Annotated in this window: 16 protein-coding genes and 1 pseudogene; 13 read left to right on the top strand and 4 right to left on the bottom strand. The window is 40.7% G+C overall.

The annotated features are described in order from the left end of the window. From I6F41_RS15660 to I6F41_RS15620, 9 genes and pseudogenes are all read left to right on the top strand, one after another. Nucleotides 1-250 (top strand): annotated as a pseudogene (locus I6F41_RS15660) (zinc ribbon domain-containing protein); the annotation flags it as partial. A 420-nt stretch (nt 251-670) separates the two neighbouring features. Beyond that, nucleotides 671-2,929: a nitric-oxide reductase large subunit gene (locus I6F41_RS15655; protein ID WP_089368696.1), complete on the top strand. Its 2,259-nt coding sequence runs from the start codon at nt 671-673 to the stop codon at nt 2,927-2,929. 251 nt (nt 2,930-3,180) lie between these two features. Beyond that, the gene (locus I6F41_RS15650) at nt 3,181-4,482 is read left to right on the top strand and encodes a M20 family metallopeptidase (protein ID WP_086993230.1); all 1,302 of its coding nucleotides are present in this window, start codon (nt 3,181-3,183) and stop codon (nt 4,480-4,482) included. A 195-nt stretch (nt 4,483-4,677) separates the two neighbouring features. Beyond that, nucleotides 4,678-5,679 (top strand): fatty acid desaturase, encoded by a 1,002-nt coding sequence (locus I6F41_RS15645; RefSeq protein ID WP_011329065.1) that lies wholly within the window; start codon nt 4,678-4,680, stop codon nt 5,677-5,679. Nucleotides 5,680-5,711: 32 nt separating this feature from the next. Further along, nucleotides 5,712-6,506, top strand: a complete 795-nt coding sequence (locus tag I6F41_RS15640) for a LuxR C-terminal-related transcriptional regulator (RefSeq protein WP_011329064.1) — start codon at nt 5,712-5,714, stop codon at nt 6,504-6,506. 180 nt (nt 6,507-6,686) lie between these two features. Beyond that, entirely contained in the window at nt 6,687-7,949 is a 1,263-nt protein-coding gene (gene tyrS, locus I6F41_RS15635; protein WP_182684372.1) for a tyrosine--tRNA ligase, read from the top strand. A 107-nt stretch (nt 7,950-8,056) separates the two neighbouring features. After that, a complete protein-coding gene (locus I6F41_RS15630; protein WP_226898010.1) occupies nt 8,057-8,257 on the top strand; it encodes a hypothetical protein in 201 nt (66 codons plus the stop codon). Nucleotides 8,258-8,389: 132 nt separating this feature from the next. Continuing rightward, on the top strand, nt 8,390-8,803 hold the full coding sequence (locus I6F41_RS15625) for a GFA family protein (protein WP_011329061.1): 414 nt from the start codon (nt 8,390-8,392) through the stop codon (nt 8,801-8,803). Between the two features lie 4 nt (nt 8,804-8,807). Continuing rightward, the gene (locus I6F41_RS15620) at nt 8,808-9,248 is read left to right on the top strand and encodes a Rid family detoxifying hydrolase (protein ID WP_231613584.1); all 441 of its coding nucleotides are present in this window, start codon (nt 8,808-8,810) and stop codon (nt 9,246-9,248) included. 80 nt (nt 9,249-9,328) lie between these two features. Here I6F41_RS15620 and I6F41_RS15615 read toward each other — a convergent pair whose 3' ends face one another. Beyond that, nucleotides 9,329-10,522 (bottom strand): MFS transporter, encoded by a 1,194-nt coding sequence (locus tag I6F41_RS15615; RefSeq protein WP_011329059.1) that lies wholly within the window; start codon nt 10,520-10,522, stop codon nt 9,329-9,331. 114 nt (nt 10,523-10,636) lie between these two features. On the opposite strand from I6F41_RS15615, the gene I6F41_RS15610 reads away from it, so the two are divergent. Beyond that, nucleotides 10,637-11,431 carry an AraC family transcriptional regulator gene (locus tag I6F41_RS15610; protein WP_011329058.1) on the top strand — a complete coding sequence of 265 codons (795 nt, stop codon included), beginning with the start codon at nt 10,637-10,639 and terminating at the stop codon, nt 11,429-11,431. Here the strand turns inward: I6F41_RS15610 and I6F41_RS15605 are convergent. Then, nucleotides 11,419-13,485: a TonB-dependent receptor gene (locus tag I6F41_RS15605; RefSeq protein WP_182684369.1), complete on the bottom strand. Its 2,067-nt coding sequence runs from the start codon at nt 13,483-13,485 to the stop codon at nt 11,419-11,421. The two genes, I6F41_RS15610 and I6F41_RS15605, sit on opposite strands and share 13 nt — an antisense overlap. 73 nt (nt 13,486-13,558) lie before the next feature. Beyond that, nucleotides 13,559-14,218 (bottom strand): YoaK family protein, encoded by a 660-nt coding sequence (locus tag I6F41_RS15600; protein WP_011329056.1) that lies wholly within the window; start codon nt 14,216-14,218, stop codon nt 13,559-13,561. A gap of 181 nt (nt 14,219-14,399) precedes the next feature. On the opposite strand from I6F41_RS15600, the gene I6F41_RS15595 reads away from it, so the two are divergent. From I6F41_RS15595 to I6F41_RS15585, 3 genes are all read left to right on the top strand, one after another. After that, nucleotides 14,400-14,648: a TIGR03643 family protein gene (locus I6F41_RS15595; RefSeq protein WP_011329055.1), complete on the top strand. Its 249-nt coding sequence runs from the start codon at nt 14,400-14,402 to the stop codon at nt 14,646-14,648. A gap of 79 nt (nt 14,649-14,727) precedes the next feature. Beyond that, a complete protein-coding gene (locus I6F41_RS15590) occupies nt 14,728-15,177 on the top strand; it encodes a hypothetical protein (protein WP_011329054.1) in 450 nt (149 codons plus the stop codon). Nucleotides 15,178-15,196: 19 nt separating this feature from the next. Beyond that, nucleotides 15,197-16,273 (top strand): endonuclease/exonuclease/phosphatase family protein, encoded by a 1,077-nt coding sequence (locus I6F41_RS15585; protein WP_182684368.1) that lies wholly within the window; start codon nt 15,197-15,199, stop codon nt 16,271-16,273. 202 nt (nt 16,274-16,475) lie between these two features. On the opposite strand, the gene I6F41_RS15580 is transcribed toward I6F41_RS15585, so the two are convergent. Further along, on the bottom strand, nt 16,476-17,855 hold the full coding sequence (locus I6F41_RS15580) for an NAD-dependent succinate-semialdehyde dehydrogenase (RefSeq protein ID WP_011329052.1): 1,380 nt from the start codon (nt 17,853-17,855) through the stop codon (nt 16,476-16,478). Between the last annotated feature and the right edge of the window lie 37 nt (nt 17,856-17,892).

Raw genomic sequence — 17,892 nt, 5'->3', positions numbered from 1 at the left:
TTCTGAATGCGGCCAACATCATGTTTTAACATTGAACGACAGATATTTCACATGTACGGCTTGTGAAACTTACCAAAACCGAGACTTGTCAGCGGCTAAAAGCATAGCAAAAACAGGTGAATTAGATTTAATTGCGGCTGGGATCGTCGCAAGGGTTACCCCCACATCTCAGCAGAAATCAGCCATTAAAACGAAAGTCTTCAAGCTATCGAAGTTTGCTGTTGGAACTGAGAAAAAAGAAGCAGCCTAGTCTCTAAGTCAAGGCTGTAGAAGCCCATTGATCGACACGGAGTGGCGTCGATGGGTAGTTCACATGTTCTAGCACGATTTAGCTTGAACCCACCACCTTTCCTTGGGGTAATTAATATAGCCTAGTGCACTTAATTTTGCACAACACTCATTAAGTAACTTTAAAACTCTATTGTGTAATCTTTTTTATTGTCGCTAACGGCGATTATGTTGATCTGGACACATATTCTGCTCAGATATTTACTGTATGTTAAGAGTAAGCTGTAAGTAATTTGTCGTATCACAAATAACTATCAGTTGCTAAAGCGGCTTACTAGTTTATTGATTTGCAAAGATCGCTTTATAAGTTATCAATAGTTACATCAGTAATATAAAGCTTCGCTATAAAATTGCGTCATGTACATTTAACAGGAGAGTAATAATGAGAGAATATAAAAGGTTATGGTGGGCCCTTTTAGGGGTCGTCGCAGTCACCTTTTCATTATTAGGTTACTACGGCACAGAAATTTACCGTGAAGCACCGCCAATACCAGCCGCGTTTGTATCAGAAAGTGGCAAAGTGTTAACCACAGAAGAGCAAATACTTGACGGGCAAACTGCGTGGCAATCTGTTGGTGGCATGCAATTAGGTTCGGTTTGGGGGCATGGAGCTTATCAAGCGCCAGATTGGACAGCTGACTGGTTGCATCGCGAGTTAGTGAGTTGGTTAAATTTAGCTGCAGAAGATCAATTTGGCACAGCATACGATGAACTCAATGAGCAGCAACAGCATATGCTGCGCTATGATCTTAAAAAAGATTATAGAACAAATACTTATAATACAAAAACCAACACTGTGAGCTTATCGCCGCGACGTATGCAGGCAATAGCGCAAACCAGTGATTATTATAATGCGTTGTTTGGTGGTGCAGCTGAGCTGCAGCAAACCCGTGCTAACTATGCAATGAAAGAAGTTACTTTGCCCAGTGCTGAGCGCAGGGCACGTTTAAACGAGTTCTTCTTTTGGACGGCTTGGGCGGCATCTACTGAGCGTTTAGATGGGAATGCAACCTATACCAATAACTGGCCGCATGAGCCGTTAATTGATAATAAACCCACTACCGAAAACATAGTATGGTCGCTGGTCAGTATTGTGTTACTGGTTGCAGGAATTGGAGCATTAGTGTGGGCGTGGGCATTTTTACGCAGGCAGGATGACGAAGAGCCAATCGTGCCAAAAACAGATCCTATTTTATCTTTTAACTTAACGCCTTCGCAAAAATCTTTAGGTAAATACTTATTTTTAATTGTAGCTTTGTTTACCTTTCAAATATTTGTAGGGGCATTTACCGCTCATTATACCGTTGAAGGGCAGGGCTTTTATGGCGTGCAAACCTCTGAATGGTTCCCCTATAGTTTAGTGCGAACTTGGCATATTCAGTCGGCGTTATTTTGGATTGCAACAGGCTTTTTAGCGGCTGGTTTATTTTTAGCCCCAATTATTAATGGTGGCGAAGATCCTAAGTTTCAAAAGCTGGGTGTTGATGTATTGTTTTGGGCGTTAGTATTGGTAGTAGTTGGCTCGTTTATTGGTCAGTACTTAGCAATTGCGCAAATAATGCCGCCAGAACTAAACTTTTGGTTAGGCCATCAGGGCTATGAATACATTGATTTAGGACGACTATGGCAAATTGGTAAATTTGTTGGAATATTGCTGTGGTTAGTATTAATGATGCGTTGTATTACACCCACTTTAAATAAAGAGGGTGATAAAAACTTACTGGTTTTATTTATGCTGTCGGTAATTGCGATTGGCTTATTTTATGGTGCGGGTTTTTTCTACGGCGAGCGTACGCATATTTCAGTAATGGAATATTGGCGCTGGTGGATTGTGCATTTATGGGTGGAAGGTTTCTTTGAAGTATTTGCCACAACAGCACTGGCCTTTATATTTTTTAATATGGGTTTAGTGTCTAAACGTATGGCTACAGTGGCTTCGTTAGCGTCGGCTTCGTTGTTTATGTTAGGCGGTGTTCCGGGGACTTTCCATCACTTGTACTTTTCGGGTACAACTACACCCGTTATGGCTGTAGGTGCAACTTTTAGTGCGCTTGAAGTAGTACCACTTATAGTGCTTGGTCATGAAGCATGGGAGCATTATAAATTAAAAACGCGTGCGCCTTGGATGGAAAATGTTAAATGGCCAATAATGTATTTTGTAGCCGTTGCATTTTGGAATATGTTAGGTGCAGGTGTGCTGGGCTTTATGATCAACCCACCAATTGCTTTGTATTATATTCAAGGACTTAATACCACAGCAACACATGCCCATGCAGCCTTATTTGGCGTTTATGGCTTTTTAGCGCTGGGCTTTACACTACTCATATTAAGATACATTCGCCCGCATTTAAAATTTGATGAAGGCTTAATGAAAACCTCTTTTTGGTGGATGAATATAGGGCTAGCGTTAATGCTATTCACTAGTTTATTACCGGTTGGTATTATTCAATTTGTTGCCAGCGCATCAGAGGGGCTTTGGTATGCACGTAGCGAAGCATTAATGCAAAGCGATACTTTGGTAACGCTACGCTGGGTGCGCACCATTGGTGATGTAGTATTTATGGTAGGCGCATTAGCGGTTACTTGGCAAGTTGTTAAAGGTGTATTTAGCTCGCCAGAAAAAGCAGTTAAAACGCCCTAGTTATATTGTAAATATATAAAATAAAGTTAAATAAAAATGACGCTAAACAGCGTCATTTTTTATTGGTGTTTTTACTCTAGTGAGTTTTAGTTACTATGTAGTTTATTAAATGTTTTGCATAATAACTCAAAATAGCTGAGTAATTATTTGCATTGCTCAGTGCATTGCGCATTATCTACTTACTCACGTCAAAATTTTCTATAACAGCACTGCACAGTGTTGCTAAAGGCAGATAATAAAAAGGAACACAGATGAAACGCTCATTAATCTCATTAGCTATTGGCTTAGCAAGCCTAGGGGCATTTAATGCCAGTGCCAATATTAATATCGATAAACAGATAAATCAGGTTGAAGATAAGGTGATTGAATGGCGTCGCGATTTTCATCAGCACCCTGAGTTAAGTAACCGCGAAACACGTACCGCTGCGATTGTAGCACGCCATTTAAAAGCCTTAGGGATGCAGGTTGAAACTGACATTGCTTACACAGGTGTAGTGGGGATTTTAAAAGGCGGTAAGCCGGGGCCAACAGTAATGCTGCGTGCCGATATGGATGCACTGCCAGTAACCGAAAAAGCCGATGTGCCTTTTAAATCACTGGTAACTACCAAGTATAATGGGGTTGATGTTGGGGTTATGCATGCCTGTGGGCACGACACGCATGTGGCTATGCTAATGGGTGCAGCTGAAGTATTAGCCGCTGTAAAAAATGAATTACACGGCGATATTATGTTTGTGTTTCAGCCAGCAGAAGAAGGCGCGCCACAAGGCGAAGAGGGCGGAGCTGAGTTAATGTTAAAAGAGGGGATATTTAAAAAGTATCAACCCGATGTGGCGTTTGGCATTCATGTTATGGCGGGATTAAACAGCGGCCAAATTGGTTATCGTAGTGGCCCAATTATGGCCAGTGCCGATCGCTTCGAAATAACGGTAAAAGGTAAGCAAACGCATGGTTCATCGCCTTGGGGTGGGGTCGATCCTATTTCAGTTGCTGCACAAATTGTCTCAGGGGTTAATCATATTGTTAGTCGTCAAATAGATATAACTAAAGAGCCTGCCATTATCTCGTTTGGTAAAATAGCTGGTGGCGTACGTAATAATATTATTCCCGATAGTGTAGAAATGGTAGGCACTATTCGTAATTTTGATATGGATAACCGCCAACAAATTTTTGAAAAATTAACCACTACAGCTACGCATATTGCTAAAGCGTCGGGAGCCGAAGCACAGGTAAATATTTTTAAAGGTTACCCAGTAACGGTGAATAACCCAGAGCTTACCGCGCAAATGTTGCCAACACTTAAAAATATAGTAGGTAAAGATAACCTGTTTGATGTGCCAAAAGTAACCGGCGCAGAAGACTTTGCTTTTTATGCGCAGCAAGTACCGGGTTTATTTTTGTTTTTAGGCGGCACGCCAACAGGGCAAGATGTAAAAACAGCACCAACCAACCATTCGCCGTATTTTTATGTTGACGAGTCAACGCTTAAAGTGGGCACTAAAGCAATGAGCCAGCTGGCGATTGACTATTTAGCTGCACAGCAAAAAAACTAACATAAACTTAGCTCACGCTAGGATTAAATAAATTACGGGCGCTAATAGAAGAGGCGTCCGTGTTGTTTTTTGCAGTAATTAGCGTGTAAAAGCATTAGCAACTAGTATCAAAGAGCATAAGAAAGTACTCTCAAAGGTGTTTTTTTTACCAGTTCGGGTATTATCCGCCCCAACATAATTGATCGGTTGTAATTTATGACTCATTTAAGTGCAAAAGAAAATATTCAAGCCATTGTTAAAGCTATTAAGGCTGAAGAGGCGAAGCTACGCGCTAAGCATCCATTATTAACGCATCAAAATACCTTGGGATTGGTTATTTTACTGTTATCTCTTGGGGCATTAGTTGGGGTTGGCTTTTTATATTATTTAGCCATTATTCCTGCGTGGTTATGTATTATTTTAGCTGCTATGGCTGCATCTATTTCGCATGAGTTAGAGCATGATTTAATTCATAAACAGTATTTTAGTAATCAGCCATTTATGCATAATTTTATGATGCTAACCGTGTGGTTAATGCGCCCTAATACTATCAGCCCTTGGTATCGTCGTAAGTTACATTTACACCATCATAAAACTTCAGGCACACAACAAGACCTAGAAGAGCGCTTAGTGGGTAACGGTATTAAAAATCCTTTGTTACGCGCGTTGGTTATTGTGGATGGCTTATTAGGCTTATTAATTAACGCCAAACGTTTTTCTAAAGAAATTAAAGGCTTTCACTTTTTTAAGATATTTAATGCCGGTTTTCCTATTACCACCGCTTACTTTATTGTTTTATACAGCGTAATTATATTTCATGGCGTTAATTTATTTACTGGGCTTGCACAAAGCTCGCCGGCTTGGTTATTAAGCACTATGTCGCTATTTGAGTTTTTAATGGTGGTGTTAATTGTGCCTAATATTGTGCGCTCGAGCTCGCTAAATTTTGTTACCTCGTGCATGCATTACTATGGCGGTGTAACCAATATGCTGGAGCAAACCCATGTGTTAACCAGTCGGGTATTTATGCCGTTTCACTTGTTTTGTTTTAACTTTGGTAAAACCCATAGTATTCATCACTTTGTGCCAAATCAGCCATTTTATTTACGCCAAATGCTAAGTAAAAAAGTGCTAAATGTAATGCGCGAACATGGCGTGCGTTTTAATGATTTTGCCAGTATTAAACAGGCAAATTTTTATAATGCTAACGCCAATTAAACTTTTAATTTAACTAAAACACCGTGGCAGTAATGATTGCAAAACCCACTGAAAATGAGCTAATTGCGCAATGTGTTGAAGCAATCAATTCAACTGGTTTTGCACAAAAAATAGTTAATTACATTGCTCATTTAGTGCAATTTGACTGCGCGGTGATTTTAGGCTGTAGAGCCCATAAACACCCCATTTATTTATACGACTCGATAGATACTCGACGCGAGTTATTGTTTCAGCGCTATTTAACCAATTCGTTTATTAACGATCCCTTTTATATTGAACTGTCAAAAAGTGGCCATGAAGGTGTGTATCGGTTAGTCGATATCAGCGCAAATAAAGACTTAGCAGCTTATACCCAATACCAGCAACAGTTTTATAACGAAACCGGTTGGGTAGATGAACTAAGTATAAGTGTGCGCACAGATGAGAGCCGCTGGATTGTTATTTATTTAGGCTTTTTAGAAAGCAAACAACGCTTTAGCGCCGCACAAAAAAGCACCTTAATAGCTCATTTTAGCCTTATAAAAGCATTATGCCGCCAACATTGGGGCAATAACTTATTATTGCTTGGGCCTTTAACTACCACAGCTACAGGGCAATTAATTGAGCGTGGCTTAGCTACCTTTGCCAACGAGCAACTTACCACCCGCGAGCGACAAATAGCTATGCTATTAGTGCAAGGCTGCGACTCTAACGATATTGCTAAGCAATTAAATATCACCTTAGGTACAGTTAAAAACCACCGTAAACGTATTTACGCACAATTAAAAGTGTCTTCGTTGAGTGAGTTTTTTCAGCTGTTTTTAAACCACTTAATCACTAGCGAGTAAGATTAGTTAGCATAAATATTTGCCTTGCCTTAATACTACTTTCGCACCGTTAAACAGCGCTTCTACTTAAATTGATTAATATAAAGTACTTTCTATCCCTTTAGGGATATATGGTTGTGTAGCAGCTTTAATTAGTATTTTTACCCTAACTAATTAACACATGTGTGTGGGATAAATACAATGACAACACAATTACTGGAAGATATTACACATCGCGGCCTGGTTTCTCAGGTTAGCGATTTAGCGCAGCTTGAGCAGTTATTAGCAACCTCACAAGTTGTGTATTGTGGTTTTGATCCTACCGCGGGCAGTTTACATATTGGCCACTTAGTACCTTTGCTAATGCTAAAGCGTTTTAATGATGCCGGCCATAAAGCGGTAGCATTAATTGGTGGCGCAACCGGGTTGATTGGCGACCCAAGCTTTAAAGCCACCGAGCGCAGCTTAAACAGTAAAGAAACCGTACAAGGTTGGGTAGCAGATTTAAGCTCACAAGTAGAGAGTGTAATGAACCCGCATTTAAGCGAGCCAATTCAATTAAAAAATAATGCCGACTGGTTTAGCGGTATTGAAGTGTTGGATTTTTTTCGCGATGTAGGTAAGCACTTTTCAATTAATAATATGATCAACCGCGAGTCGGTAAAGCAACGTTTGCAACGCCCTGATCAAGGTTTATCGTTTACTGAATTTAGTTACACTTTATTGCAGTCGTACGACTTTGCTAAATTAAATAGCGAACTGGGTTGTAGTGTGCAAATTGGCGGCAACGACCAGTGGGGGAATATAGTAAGTGGGATTGATTTAACCCGCCGCTTAAATAAGCAAACTGTGTATGGATTAACTTTGCCACTTATTACTAAATCAGACGGTACTAAGTTTGGTAAAACGGAAGGCGGCGCAATTTGGCTTGATCCGAAAAAAACCTCACCGTATCGCTTTTACCAATTTTGGTTAAATTGTGACGATGCCGATGTATACAACTTTTTGCGTTTTTACACCTTTTTATCGATAAAAGAAATTGAAGCCATTGAAGCGAATGACATTACCAGCCAACAAAAGCCTCAAGCGCAAGGTATTTTAGCCGAGCAATTAACCCGCTTTGTACATGGCGAACAAGGCTTAGCAAGCGCGCAGCGCATTACGCAATTATTGTTTAACGGCCAAGTACAAACACTCACCTTGGCAGAGCTTGAGCAATTAGAGCAAGATGGGCTCGCCGTACACGCTATTAGCGACGCGAAAATTAATATTGCTGAGTTACTGGTTAAAAGTGAACTGGCCAGCTCAAAGCGTACTGCACGTGAGTTAATAAACGCGAATGCGATTAAAATTAATGGCGAGGCCATTACAGATGAGCACGCACAGTTAGATTTTCCGCTGTTTGATCGTTTTTGGGTAATGCAGCGTGGTAAAAAGCAATTTAGGCTTATTAAGTTAGCTTAAAGTGTTACAGGCGTGTTGAATTGAACATCCTATGAAATAAAAAACGCACATAGCCTGTCTACTAATTAGGTTAATAGCCTTTTTGAGGTAGTACTATGTGTAGTTCAATGAAACGTAGCCGTGAGGTAAAAAAGTTACAGCTTAACTTTGAAGACGATCTTAGTAATGAGCAACGCTTGCGCTTTGCTGCTAAAGCAAATATAGCGCAAGCGCGCCGTGATGCGCTTAATAAAAACAGTGCTGATAAGCATATTGCTAAATCACGCTTTTTTAATTTATTTCGTTGGTTTAAACAGTATTTATCATAAATTTAGAGGCACTAAATAGTTGCTTTAGGCTGTGGTTTTTTATTGCTATGCAGGTACACTTTTAATATAAAACTCGTGTAATACCGAAGCCGCCTTAAGGGTGGAGCTCGTTAAAAATAATGGATATATAAAATGAACATAACTGGAAGCTGTTACTGCGGCGACATAAAATACCAAGCGAAAACACAAAGTAACACGCTATTAGTGTGCCACTGTAGTGATTGCCAACGCATGTCGAGTGGGCCATTTAGAGCGGTAATAATGAGTGAGCCTAACGGTGTTACTTTTACGCAAGGTAAGCCTAAAGAATATATAAAAACGGCGCAAAGTGGTAATAAACGTGCGCAAGGGTTTTGTGGTAATTGTGGCACCTCACTTTATGCTACCAACGAAGCGACAGAAAACCGTGTATATGGCCTTAGAATAGGGGCGGTTGATCAACGCGATGAGTTTACGCCAGTAGCGCAAATTTGGTGTCAGTCTAGCGTTAGTTGGTTGAACGATTTAGTGCAAGTGCCTGCATTTGCCACCACCCCAAAAAATTAGGTTTATGATGAAAAAAATAACATTAATTACCTTATTCGCCAGTGTATTGAGCAGTGGTTTTGCTAATGCAAAAAACAGTGATATTGAGCACTTAAATGCGGCCTCAGCAAGTTTACCTTTTTCGCAAATTGTAAGGGTCGATAATACCTTGTATATGTCGGGTCAAATTGGGCTTACAAGCAGTGGTAAACTAGCACAAGGTGGTTTTGCAGCAGAGACTAAGCAAACGCTCGAAAATATAAAAAGCACCCTAGAGCAGCATAATTACAGTATGAAAAACATAGTAAAGTGTACGGTTATGCTAACCGACATAAATAACTTTAAAATGTTTAATAAAATATATGCTGAATACTTTACCCCGCCATATCCTGCGCGCAGTGCGTTTGCAGTAAAAGCGTTAGCACTAAATTCAGTTGTAGAGGTTGAATGTATTGGCGCTGTTTAAGCTAAATATATAAAAAGTACTAAACTATAATTAGTTATAAAAGTGGGCAAATGATTACACCGCCCACTTTTAATTAACGCTTACGCTTTGTTGCGCATAGTAATATTACGCCCGCCTAAATAACCAAACACCGCACATAGCGCGCTCGCACCTGCGCAAAACCATAAAGTAGATGCCCAGTTACCAAAATAACTATGCAGCGCACCTGCAATAATAGGTCCAGTAGCGGCAAGTAAATAACCAATACACTGCGCCATACCAGAAAGTGCCGCAGCTTGATGTGAGTCGTGAGTACGTAAACTAATAAACGACAAGCCCAATATAAAGCATGCACCCGAGCAAAACCCCATAGTGATTGACCACACAGACGCATAGTCTGGCATATACAACAGTCCAATCGACGACAGGCTTGCCAACACTCCTAAAACAAAGGTGAGTACGCGCTGATCTTTTAGTTTTGCTAATAAGGGAATTAAGATAATACCGGGTAAAGCCGAAGCTACCTGAAATGAGCCTTGCAGCGCACCCGCTTGTTGTGCGCTGTGGCCACTGTCTATTAAAATGCTTGGTAACCAGCCAATAATTATATAAGTAAATAACGAGTTACAGCCAAGTAGCAAAGTAATTTGCCACGCAAGGGCTTGGCGCCACACTTTTACGTCACCGGTGTTTTCAACCAGATCTTTAGTCGGTTTGGTGCGTAGCTTTAATTGCGGTAGCCAAATAAATAAACTTATTAAAGTAATTAACGCGTAACTGGCTAAAGCAATTTGCCAGCCCATTTGTTTATATTCGGCAAGGGGAATAATTAACGCTGAGTAACTACCGCCAAAAATACCCATAGCAAGCACATACGCCGAGGTCATTACAGCCACTTTGTGTGCAAAGTCGCGCTTAATTAAACTCGGTAACAGCACATTACCTATCGCAATGCCGACCCCAATGACGGCGGTGCCTAAATAAAGTACCGGCACAGAATCTATCATGCGCGATGCTAAGCCTAAGCCAATTAAAATAAGGGCAATAAAAAGCGACACTTCTAAGCCTTGCCTTTTAGCTAAACTAGTGGCTAATGGGCTTGCTAAAGCAAATGCAATTAACGGTAAGGTGGTAAGCATACCGGCTTGTGATGCGCTTAAATTAAAACTAAGAATTATTTGGTCCAGCACGGGGGCTAAACCAGTCACTGGCGCACGTAAGTTACTGGCAATAAGTAAAATTCCCAGTACTAATAATGCGTAAGATAAGCGAGATTGAGATTGTTGAGTTAACAAGGTAAACGTCCTAGCAGGTTGGTTATTTAGCAAGAAGCAATAGAGACTAGTATAAAGGCTAAGTCATCACTATAATTTAGTAAAAGAGACATTAAATAACTAAAAACAGACAAAATGCAGCTTCCCCAAGATTGGAATGAAATAAAAAACTTTGAAATCATGCCGCAGCCGGTTATTGCTAAAATAGAATATGCCCAGCTTAGCCGTGAAATTCCGCTGCATACTCATCCAAAAGGGCAGTTAATTTTAGCCCTGCACGGTTATGTTACCTGTGAAGTGGCAACAAAAATGTGGATGGTGCCTACTCATAGCGCCATTTGGATCCCGGCAAATGTAGAGCACAGTAATAGAGCATCTGATAATGCGCATTTATGCCACTTATTTATTGATGCAAACTTACAAGGTATGCCAAGTACAGCCTGTACATTAACCATTAGCCCATTAATAAAAGAGTTAATGCTTAGTTTGGCAAGTAATCAGCAAAACTATAGCTTAACGGGTAAAACCGCACGGCTTGCACAGGTATTATTTGATCAGCTGGTGGATATGCCAATTCAACCTTTAGACTTTGTACTATCAAAAAACAGTGTTATTAAAAACATGAGCAATCAACTTATTAGCCAGCCTTATAGCCGTAAAACATTGCCACAATGGGCACAGCAATTTGCTTTAACTGAACGTACTTTAGCGCGGTTAATAAAAAAAGAAACCGGTATGACCTTTGGTAAATGGCGCACTCAATTGCATATTATAATTGCACTGCAGGCGTTATCTAATCAGCAAAGTGTGCAGCAGGTATCGGAGCTATTAGGTTATGAGTCGGTGAGTGCGTTTATTACTATGTTTAAAAAAGTAATGAAAAAATCGCCCATGCGTTACATGAGCGATCTGGATGTTTACCAGCTATAAGTTGCTGAGATCATGGCGTTACGTGGCCGCCCTGGAAAGTAGCGGTCGCCGGTAAAGCTTGTGTAATCGGCGCGCTCGGCATAAGCGGTATCGGTTAAGTTAATAATACGCGCTGCAAGCGCTAAGTTATTTGTTATTTGCCACTGTGCTCGTAAACTTAAAATGTCATGCCCGTCATAACTGTGTAAGTTTTCAGGATCGGTATAGTAACGACCAACATGATGCCATTGCAGTGCCACATTGGCGTTATTAAACGCCTGCCAGGTTAAATCTAAATTGGCAATTTTACGCGGGGCGGTATCAACATCATTATCTTTAATATTGATATTATTGAGTATTTGCTCATTAGTATAACTATGCTTGGCATAACTGGCGGCAAAGTTAACTGACCAAGTTGAGGTGAGAGCATGCTCAAGTTCAAGCTCAATCCCGCGGTGGCGCGAGCTGCCATTATTCACGGTAAAAAAGTCGCTGTCGCGGTAAATAGTATGGTGCTTACTCATAGCATAAACCGATAAATTATAACGACTATTTTGATAAACGCCTTTTAAGCCAAACTCAGCATTATTAGCTATTTCGGCACTTAAATTAGTGGTGTTTTGCTGGCGTTGTAACTGATATAACTCGGCGGCTTGTGGCGCTCGGTAGCCACGCGAAAAGTTAGCATAAAGCAGGTTATTAACAGTGTACTGATAGCTAACCCCAAGTTTTGGCGATAAGTTACTAAAATTATTTTTTGTACTTTCAGGGCGGCTATATCGGCAACCACCAAATCCGCACTCTGTACCGTCTTCTTTCGTGCGCCCCGCTAACATGTTATTAGTGTAGTCGTATTGCATGTGCTCATAACGAGCGCCAAGAGTCACTAACCAATCGTTTAGTTGCAGATCAACACTGACAAAAGGTGCATATAAAGTGGCATTTACGTCGTAATCGTAATGCTTACCTTGGGGTACTGTAGCAACTAAAAATGCCGAGCCTTGAGTTGGCTTGTTTTGACTTTGTAAAAAGTCGGCGCGGGTGTATTCGCCATCTAGGCCAAAGTTAAGCTTAATATTATTCTCTAGCTGATGTTGATAAAGCGACTGCAGCCCCACACCGGTTTGACTGTTGTACTCTAGTGGCGTACCAGGTAAAAAATGCTTAAAAAAGTCCATACTTTGGTTACGAAAATACACCGTTGTTGAGAGTGTATCGTCATTTATTTGCCAAGTGGCGTTACTCCATACTCGTAACGAACGTGCTTTTCTAAACGCATCCGGATCAAAGTTTTGTTGTGCTATGCTCTCGTCTTTATAGCTTTTAAGGCCAGTAATAAAGCCTGCGGTTTGTTGATCTAAATGGGTATAAGTAAGCCCAGAAGTAAGCGCTAAATCGCTATTATTATACCGGTGACGTAAGTTTACCTTTTGTTGTTTTACGCTTTCATCATCGCGATAGCCGCTGTCGTCAGTAATGCTGGCGTTAATACCTAACCCACTGCTGCCCATATCGTGGCCAGCACGTAATTTATAGCGGTTATAGCCAAACGAGCCATAATCTAGTCCGATTAAGCCGCCATCTTGCGTTGTATCTGGGGTGATCACGTTAATAACCCCATGCACCGCATTTGAGCCATACAGGGCAGAACCAGGGCCTTTAAGTACCTCTATACGCTGCGCCATTTCGCTATGTGCTTCAAACAACTCGTTTATATTACAAAACCCAGCTGCTCTTAGTGCAATACCATCCTCAAGTGTGAGTAAACCACCACAGGCACCTGCACCGGATAAAACAGGTGAGCGCAGCGCGGGTAAATATTCTTGGCCATTACCACGTTGTATATTTGCGCCAGCGACTCTTTGCATGGCTTCTTCAATATGCGTAGGAGCAATGGCATTTAATTGTGCTTCATTGAGCACGCTAATAATTACGGGTAACTGTGTACTAAGCGCCTCAACACGCGACGCAGTGGTTGTTATGCGCTCAATTGGCTGAGCATCATTTTGCTTGGCAATGGCTATAAGTGGTAGCTGAGAGAGTAACAGCAAAGGGGGTAAGTAATGGCGTTTCATATATTCCTACACATTGATTATATGGCAATAGTGCTATGGTAAGCGTTAGGCAAACGTATTGAAATAACTTGCGTTAAACGGTATTGCGTAAACGATAAAGCCGATAAGTAATTGATAAAATAAAGCACATAACAGCCGGTACTACTAAAGTTGCTACAGAAAACAATTCAAATAGCATAAACCCAATTACACCACCGCATAAAAAACCTAGGGTGATCAGTAAAAACACCATGAATTTTCGGCCATCTACAGCATCGCCTTTTAATGCGCGGCCCATCATTAAACCAAGGTCGGTAAAAATACCGGTTAAATGTGTAGTACGTACTACTGCGCCACTGTAATTGGTTGCCAGCGCATTTTGTAAACCACAAGCGGCAGATGCCAGCACTATGCCATAAACAAAGGAGCTATAAAGTAAGTAGGCACTGGCTAGTAGTAATAACCCTTCAATAAACAATAAAGTATCGTAATGTCGGCCTAACTTTAACGAACCACCGTTGAGTAAAAACCCCGACAACGCAGAGCCAAGCATAAAGCTAATTATGATACTAAACAGTAATAATGCCGCACTGCCATCACTCATTAATTTAATGCCAAATAAAGTAACAGAGCCCGACAAATGAGAAATAGCCTGATGTTCAAATCCTAATAAACCCACGGCGTTCACAATGCCGGCAATAAATGCCAGTGTAAATGCGCCATATTCAACCCAGCGTGGCAGCTTTGTAAACATAGTTAACTTCTCTATACTTGGTTATAGATATATTTAATATCATACACTTAAACTTTCTTCTTCTAAAATAATGATAAAAAATAACCGTAATTAAATATATCTCTATTTTATATGGCTTAAGTTAAATTGATCGTGCAATTTTAGTGCTTCGTATTAGTTATTTTTTAAAGAGAAAATAACTATGTTTAACGCCCAGCAGCAATCGCGCATTATAGAAATGGCATGGGAGGATAGAACCCCGTTTGAAGCAATAGAGCAACTTTATGGCTTAAACTATTCGCAGTTGGTGGTTTTTATGCGCCAAAATATTGCCAGCGGTAGCTTTAAAGTATGGCGAAAACGCCACGCTGGGCGCAAAACCAAACATTTAAAGCTGCGTGATCCCGCCATTATGCGCAGCCATTGTAAAACGCAATATAAGCAGCGTTAAGATTAATTTATACAGAGTTTCATATAATGTTCAGGCTAACTTGTTAATCTCGCGTTATTAACTAAAGCAGAGATTAACTATGTATAAAACCATTTATAGCGCATTAATTATTTTAATATTGAGCTCATTTAACGCACAAGCAAAGCACGACAAAGATGATTATTATGATAAGCACCATAATAAACATAGTAAATACGAGCATGGCTCAAACAAGCACTACAATAAAAAACACCATAATAAAAAACACTATTCAAATAAGCATGAGTGGAAAAAACACCATAAAAAATATGATCGCCACGATAACCACTTATCTAAAAAAGAAGCTAAAAAACTTATTCGTCAAGGGTGGACACCACCGGGTTGGCATAAAAGTTACCACAGAGGTGATATTTTAGAGCGTGATATTTATAAGCGTGCCAAAGTAATAGACAGATACCGAGATAAAGGTACTGTACGCATAGAGGTAGATCGTACTATTATTCATATGGTACACGACACGCGCGAAATACTGTCTATTTTGAGTCGATAAGCAACCAACAGGAATTTAAATGTTTATTACGCTGGCAATAATAACAAGTTTTTTATTATTTATAACGCTATTACCTATGGCGTATAGCCAGCATTACCTGGTGCGTGGTTGCGACTTTATTCGCTTACAAGTGTTTTATATTGCAAGCTTTATAGCATGTGTTGCTGGGTACTTTGCATTTAATAACGCCACAGACTTTTTGTATATTGTTGCAGGCGCTGTATTAATTTTGTTTTTACAGGGAAAGTGGATATACCCATATACTTGGTTGGCAAAAAAAGAAGTGCAAAGCGCCTCAAAACACATTGCGCACAGTGTAAGAATTATGTCGGCAAATGTACTTATGTCGAACCATAACAGTGAGCAATTAATTAGCTTGGTTGATCAGCATCAACCCGACCTGCTTATTACCCTTGAAAGTGACAGCTGGTGGCAAAATAAGTTATCAGTACTTAAAAAAGACTATCCATATTACATAGAGTGCCCTAAAGACAACCGTTACGGCATGCACCTATACAGTAAATTTAAAATATTTGACGCACAAATATGCCAGCTAATAGAAGACGACATACCGTCAATTCATATTTTATTTGCAAGTGCACAAGGGGTTAAAATGCAAGCGCACTTTATTCACCCAGCGCCACCAAGCCCCACCGAAGAAGACTCATCGCGGCCGCGCGACTCAGAGCTAATTATGGTAGCAAAAGCACTTAAAAACCCAACACGGCCAACCATAGTTGCCGGCGACTTAAACGACGTAGCTTGGTCGCGCAGTACCCGTTTGTTTATGCAAATTAGTGGCTTATTAGACCCCCGTAAAGGCCGTGGCTTTTACAATACTTTTCATGCAAGTTACTTTTTTATGCGCTGGCCGCTGGATCATTTATTTCACAGCGAAGGGTTTAAAGTAAAGCGTATAAAACGATTAGCTAAATACGGTTCTGATCACTTCGCGCTATTAACCGAGCTAACCTTTGAAAATGCCGACCAACAATCGCTAGAAACTAAATCGGCGCTGCACAAGCAAGAAGAGATTCAACAACTCGCTATGAGCAAAGCAGATAAACGCAAAGTGCCAGTGTTTGAAAAGAGTTAAGCTTTCAGTAATTAATTTATAAAGAGCTTAGGTGCTGCGTTTTAGCACGTGATAAAAATGATGAGTAAAAGTGCGATATAAAATCGTAATAACAAAAATTGATGTTAGATAAATTGAATACAAAAACACCGCGCTGAATTAGCGCGGTGTTTTATTTTACTTTCTAGTAACGAGTGTTTAGTACTCGTACTTTATAGTAAGTTTATGAGCTGTGGATCATGATGCTTTTAACGTTCACAAATTCGCGCATGCCAAAGCCGCCGTGCTCTCGACCGTAGCCACTTTCTTTAACTCCACCAAATGGTAAGTTTGGTTGCGCTAAACCGTAGCCGTTTATGTTGATCATGCCGGTGTCGAAGTGCTTTTTAGCCAGCTCAATGGCTTTTTTCTCGTCTTTTGAGAAAATGCCGCCACCTAAACCATAGCGAGACGAGTTAGCAATTTTCATTGCATCGTTGTTGTCTTTCGCTTTTATAAGCGAGGCAACAGGGCCAAATAATTCGTCATCGTATGCTGGCATGCCTGGCGCTAAATTATCAAGTAGCGTAGGAGGGTAGTAAAAGCCGGTTTGCTCTGGTATTTCACCACCGGTGACTATGTTTGCTCCTGCTTTAACCGATTGCATTACTTGCTCGTGAATACCGTCGCGTAAATCTTTACGTGCCATTGGGCCTAAATCAGTGCCGTCGGCCATTGGATCGCCCATTTTCATGGCTTCAAACTGCTGTTTTACTTGCGCTTTAAAGTCATCATACAGAGACTCAACCACTACAAAACGTTTTGCCGAAACACACGTTTCGCCGTTGTTGATCATACGTCCTGTTACACAGGTTTTTACGGCAAGCTCTAAATCGGCGTCATCAAGTACTAAAAATGCGTCGTTACTACCAAGCTCTAGTACGGTTTTTTTAACGTATTTACCCGCTTGCTCGGCCACTTTTTTACCTGTGCTATCGCTACCGGTAAAGGTAACGCCGCTAATCGCTTTATGCGCTATGAGTGCGCTGGCTGTTTTGCCATCAATAAGTAGGTTACTAAAGCAGTGCTCAGGAAATCCGGCTTGTTTAAACAAGGTTTCAATTTTTTCGGCCATACCAAATACATTACTGGCATGCTTTAACACTGTGGTGTTACCGGCCATAATATTAGCGGCGCTGTAACGAATTACCTGGTAAAGCGGAAAGTTCCAAGGCTGAATGCCAAGTAGTACACCCGTAGGCTGATAGCTAACAATTGCGCGACCGCCGTCCATGTCACGTTCTTCATCAGCAAGAATTTTAGGGCCGTGCTCGGCACTGTAACGACAAATGCCTGCGCACAGTTCAACTTCTTGCAAACCTTGGGCGTATACTTTACCCATTTCTTCGGTCATAAGCTTGGCTATGGCATCTTTTTGCTCTTCGAATAATGAAGCTAATTTGTTTAAGTGTTTTGCACGTTCGGTCACTGACACTAAGCGCCACTGTAAATAGGTTTGATGAGATTTTTCGATTACCTGCTCAGCTTGCTGTTGCGACAGCAGCGTATAGGTATTAATGATTTGCTCAGTTGTTGGATTGATCGTATTAACTGTGTTGCTCATTGTAATCTCCTCTATGTTTGTCTGTACTGAGAAGTGC

The organism is Pseudoalteromonas sp. SCQQ13, from assembly GCF_015864415.1.
In the GTDB taxonomy this organism is placed as follows: domain Bacteria; phylum Pseudomonadota; class Gammaproteobacteria; order Enterobacterales; family Alteromonadaceae; genus Pseudoalteromonas; species Pseudoalteromonas nigrifaciens.
The sequence above is the reverse complement of the archived record's forward strand: the minus strand, read 5'-3'. Positions and strand labels throughout refer to the sequence as shown.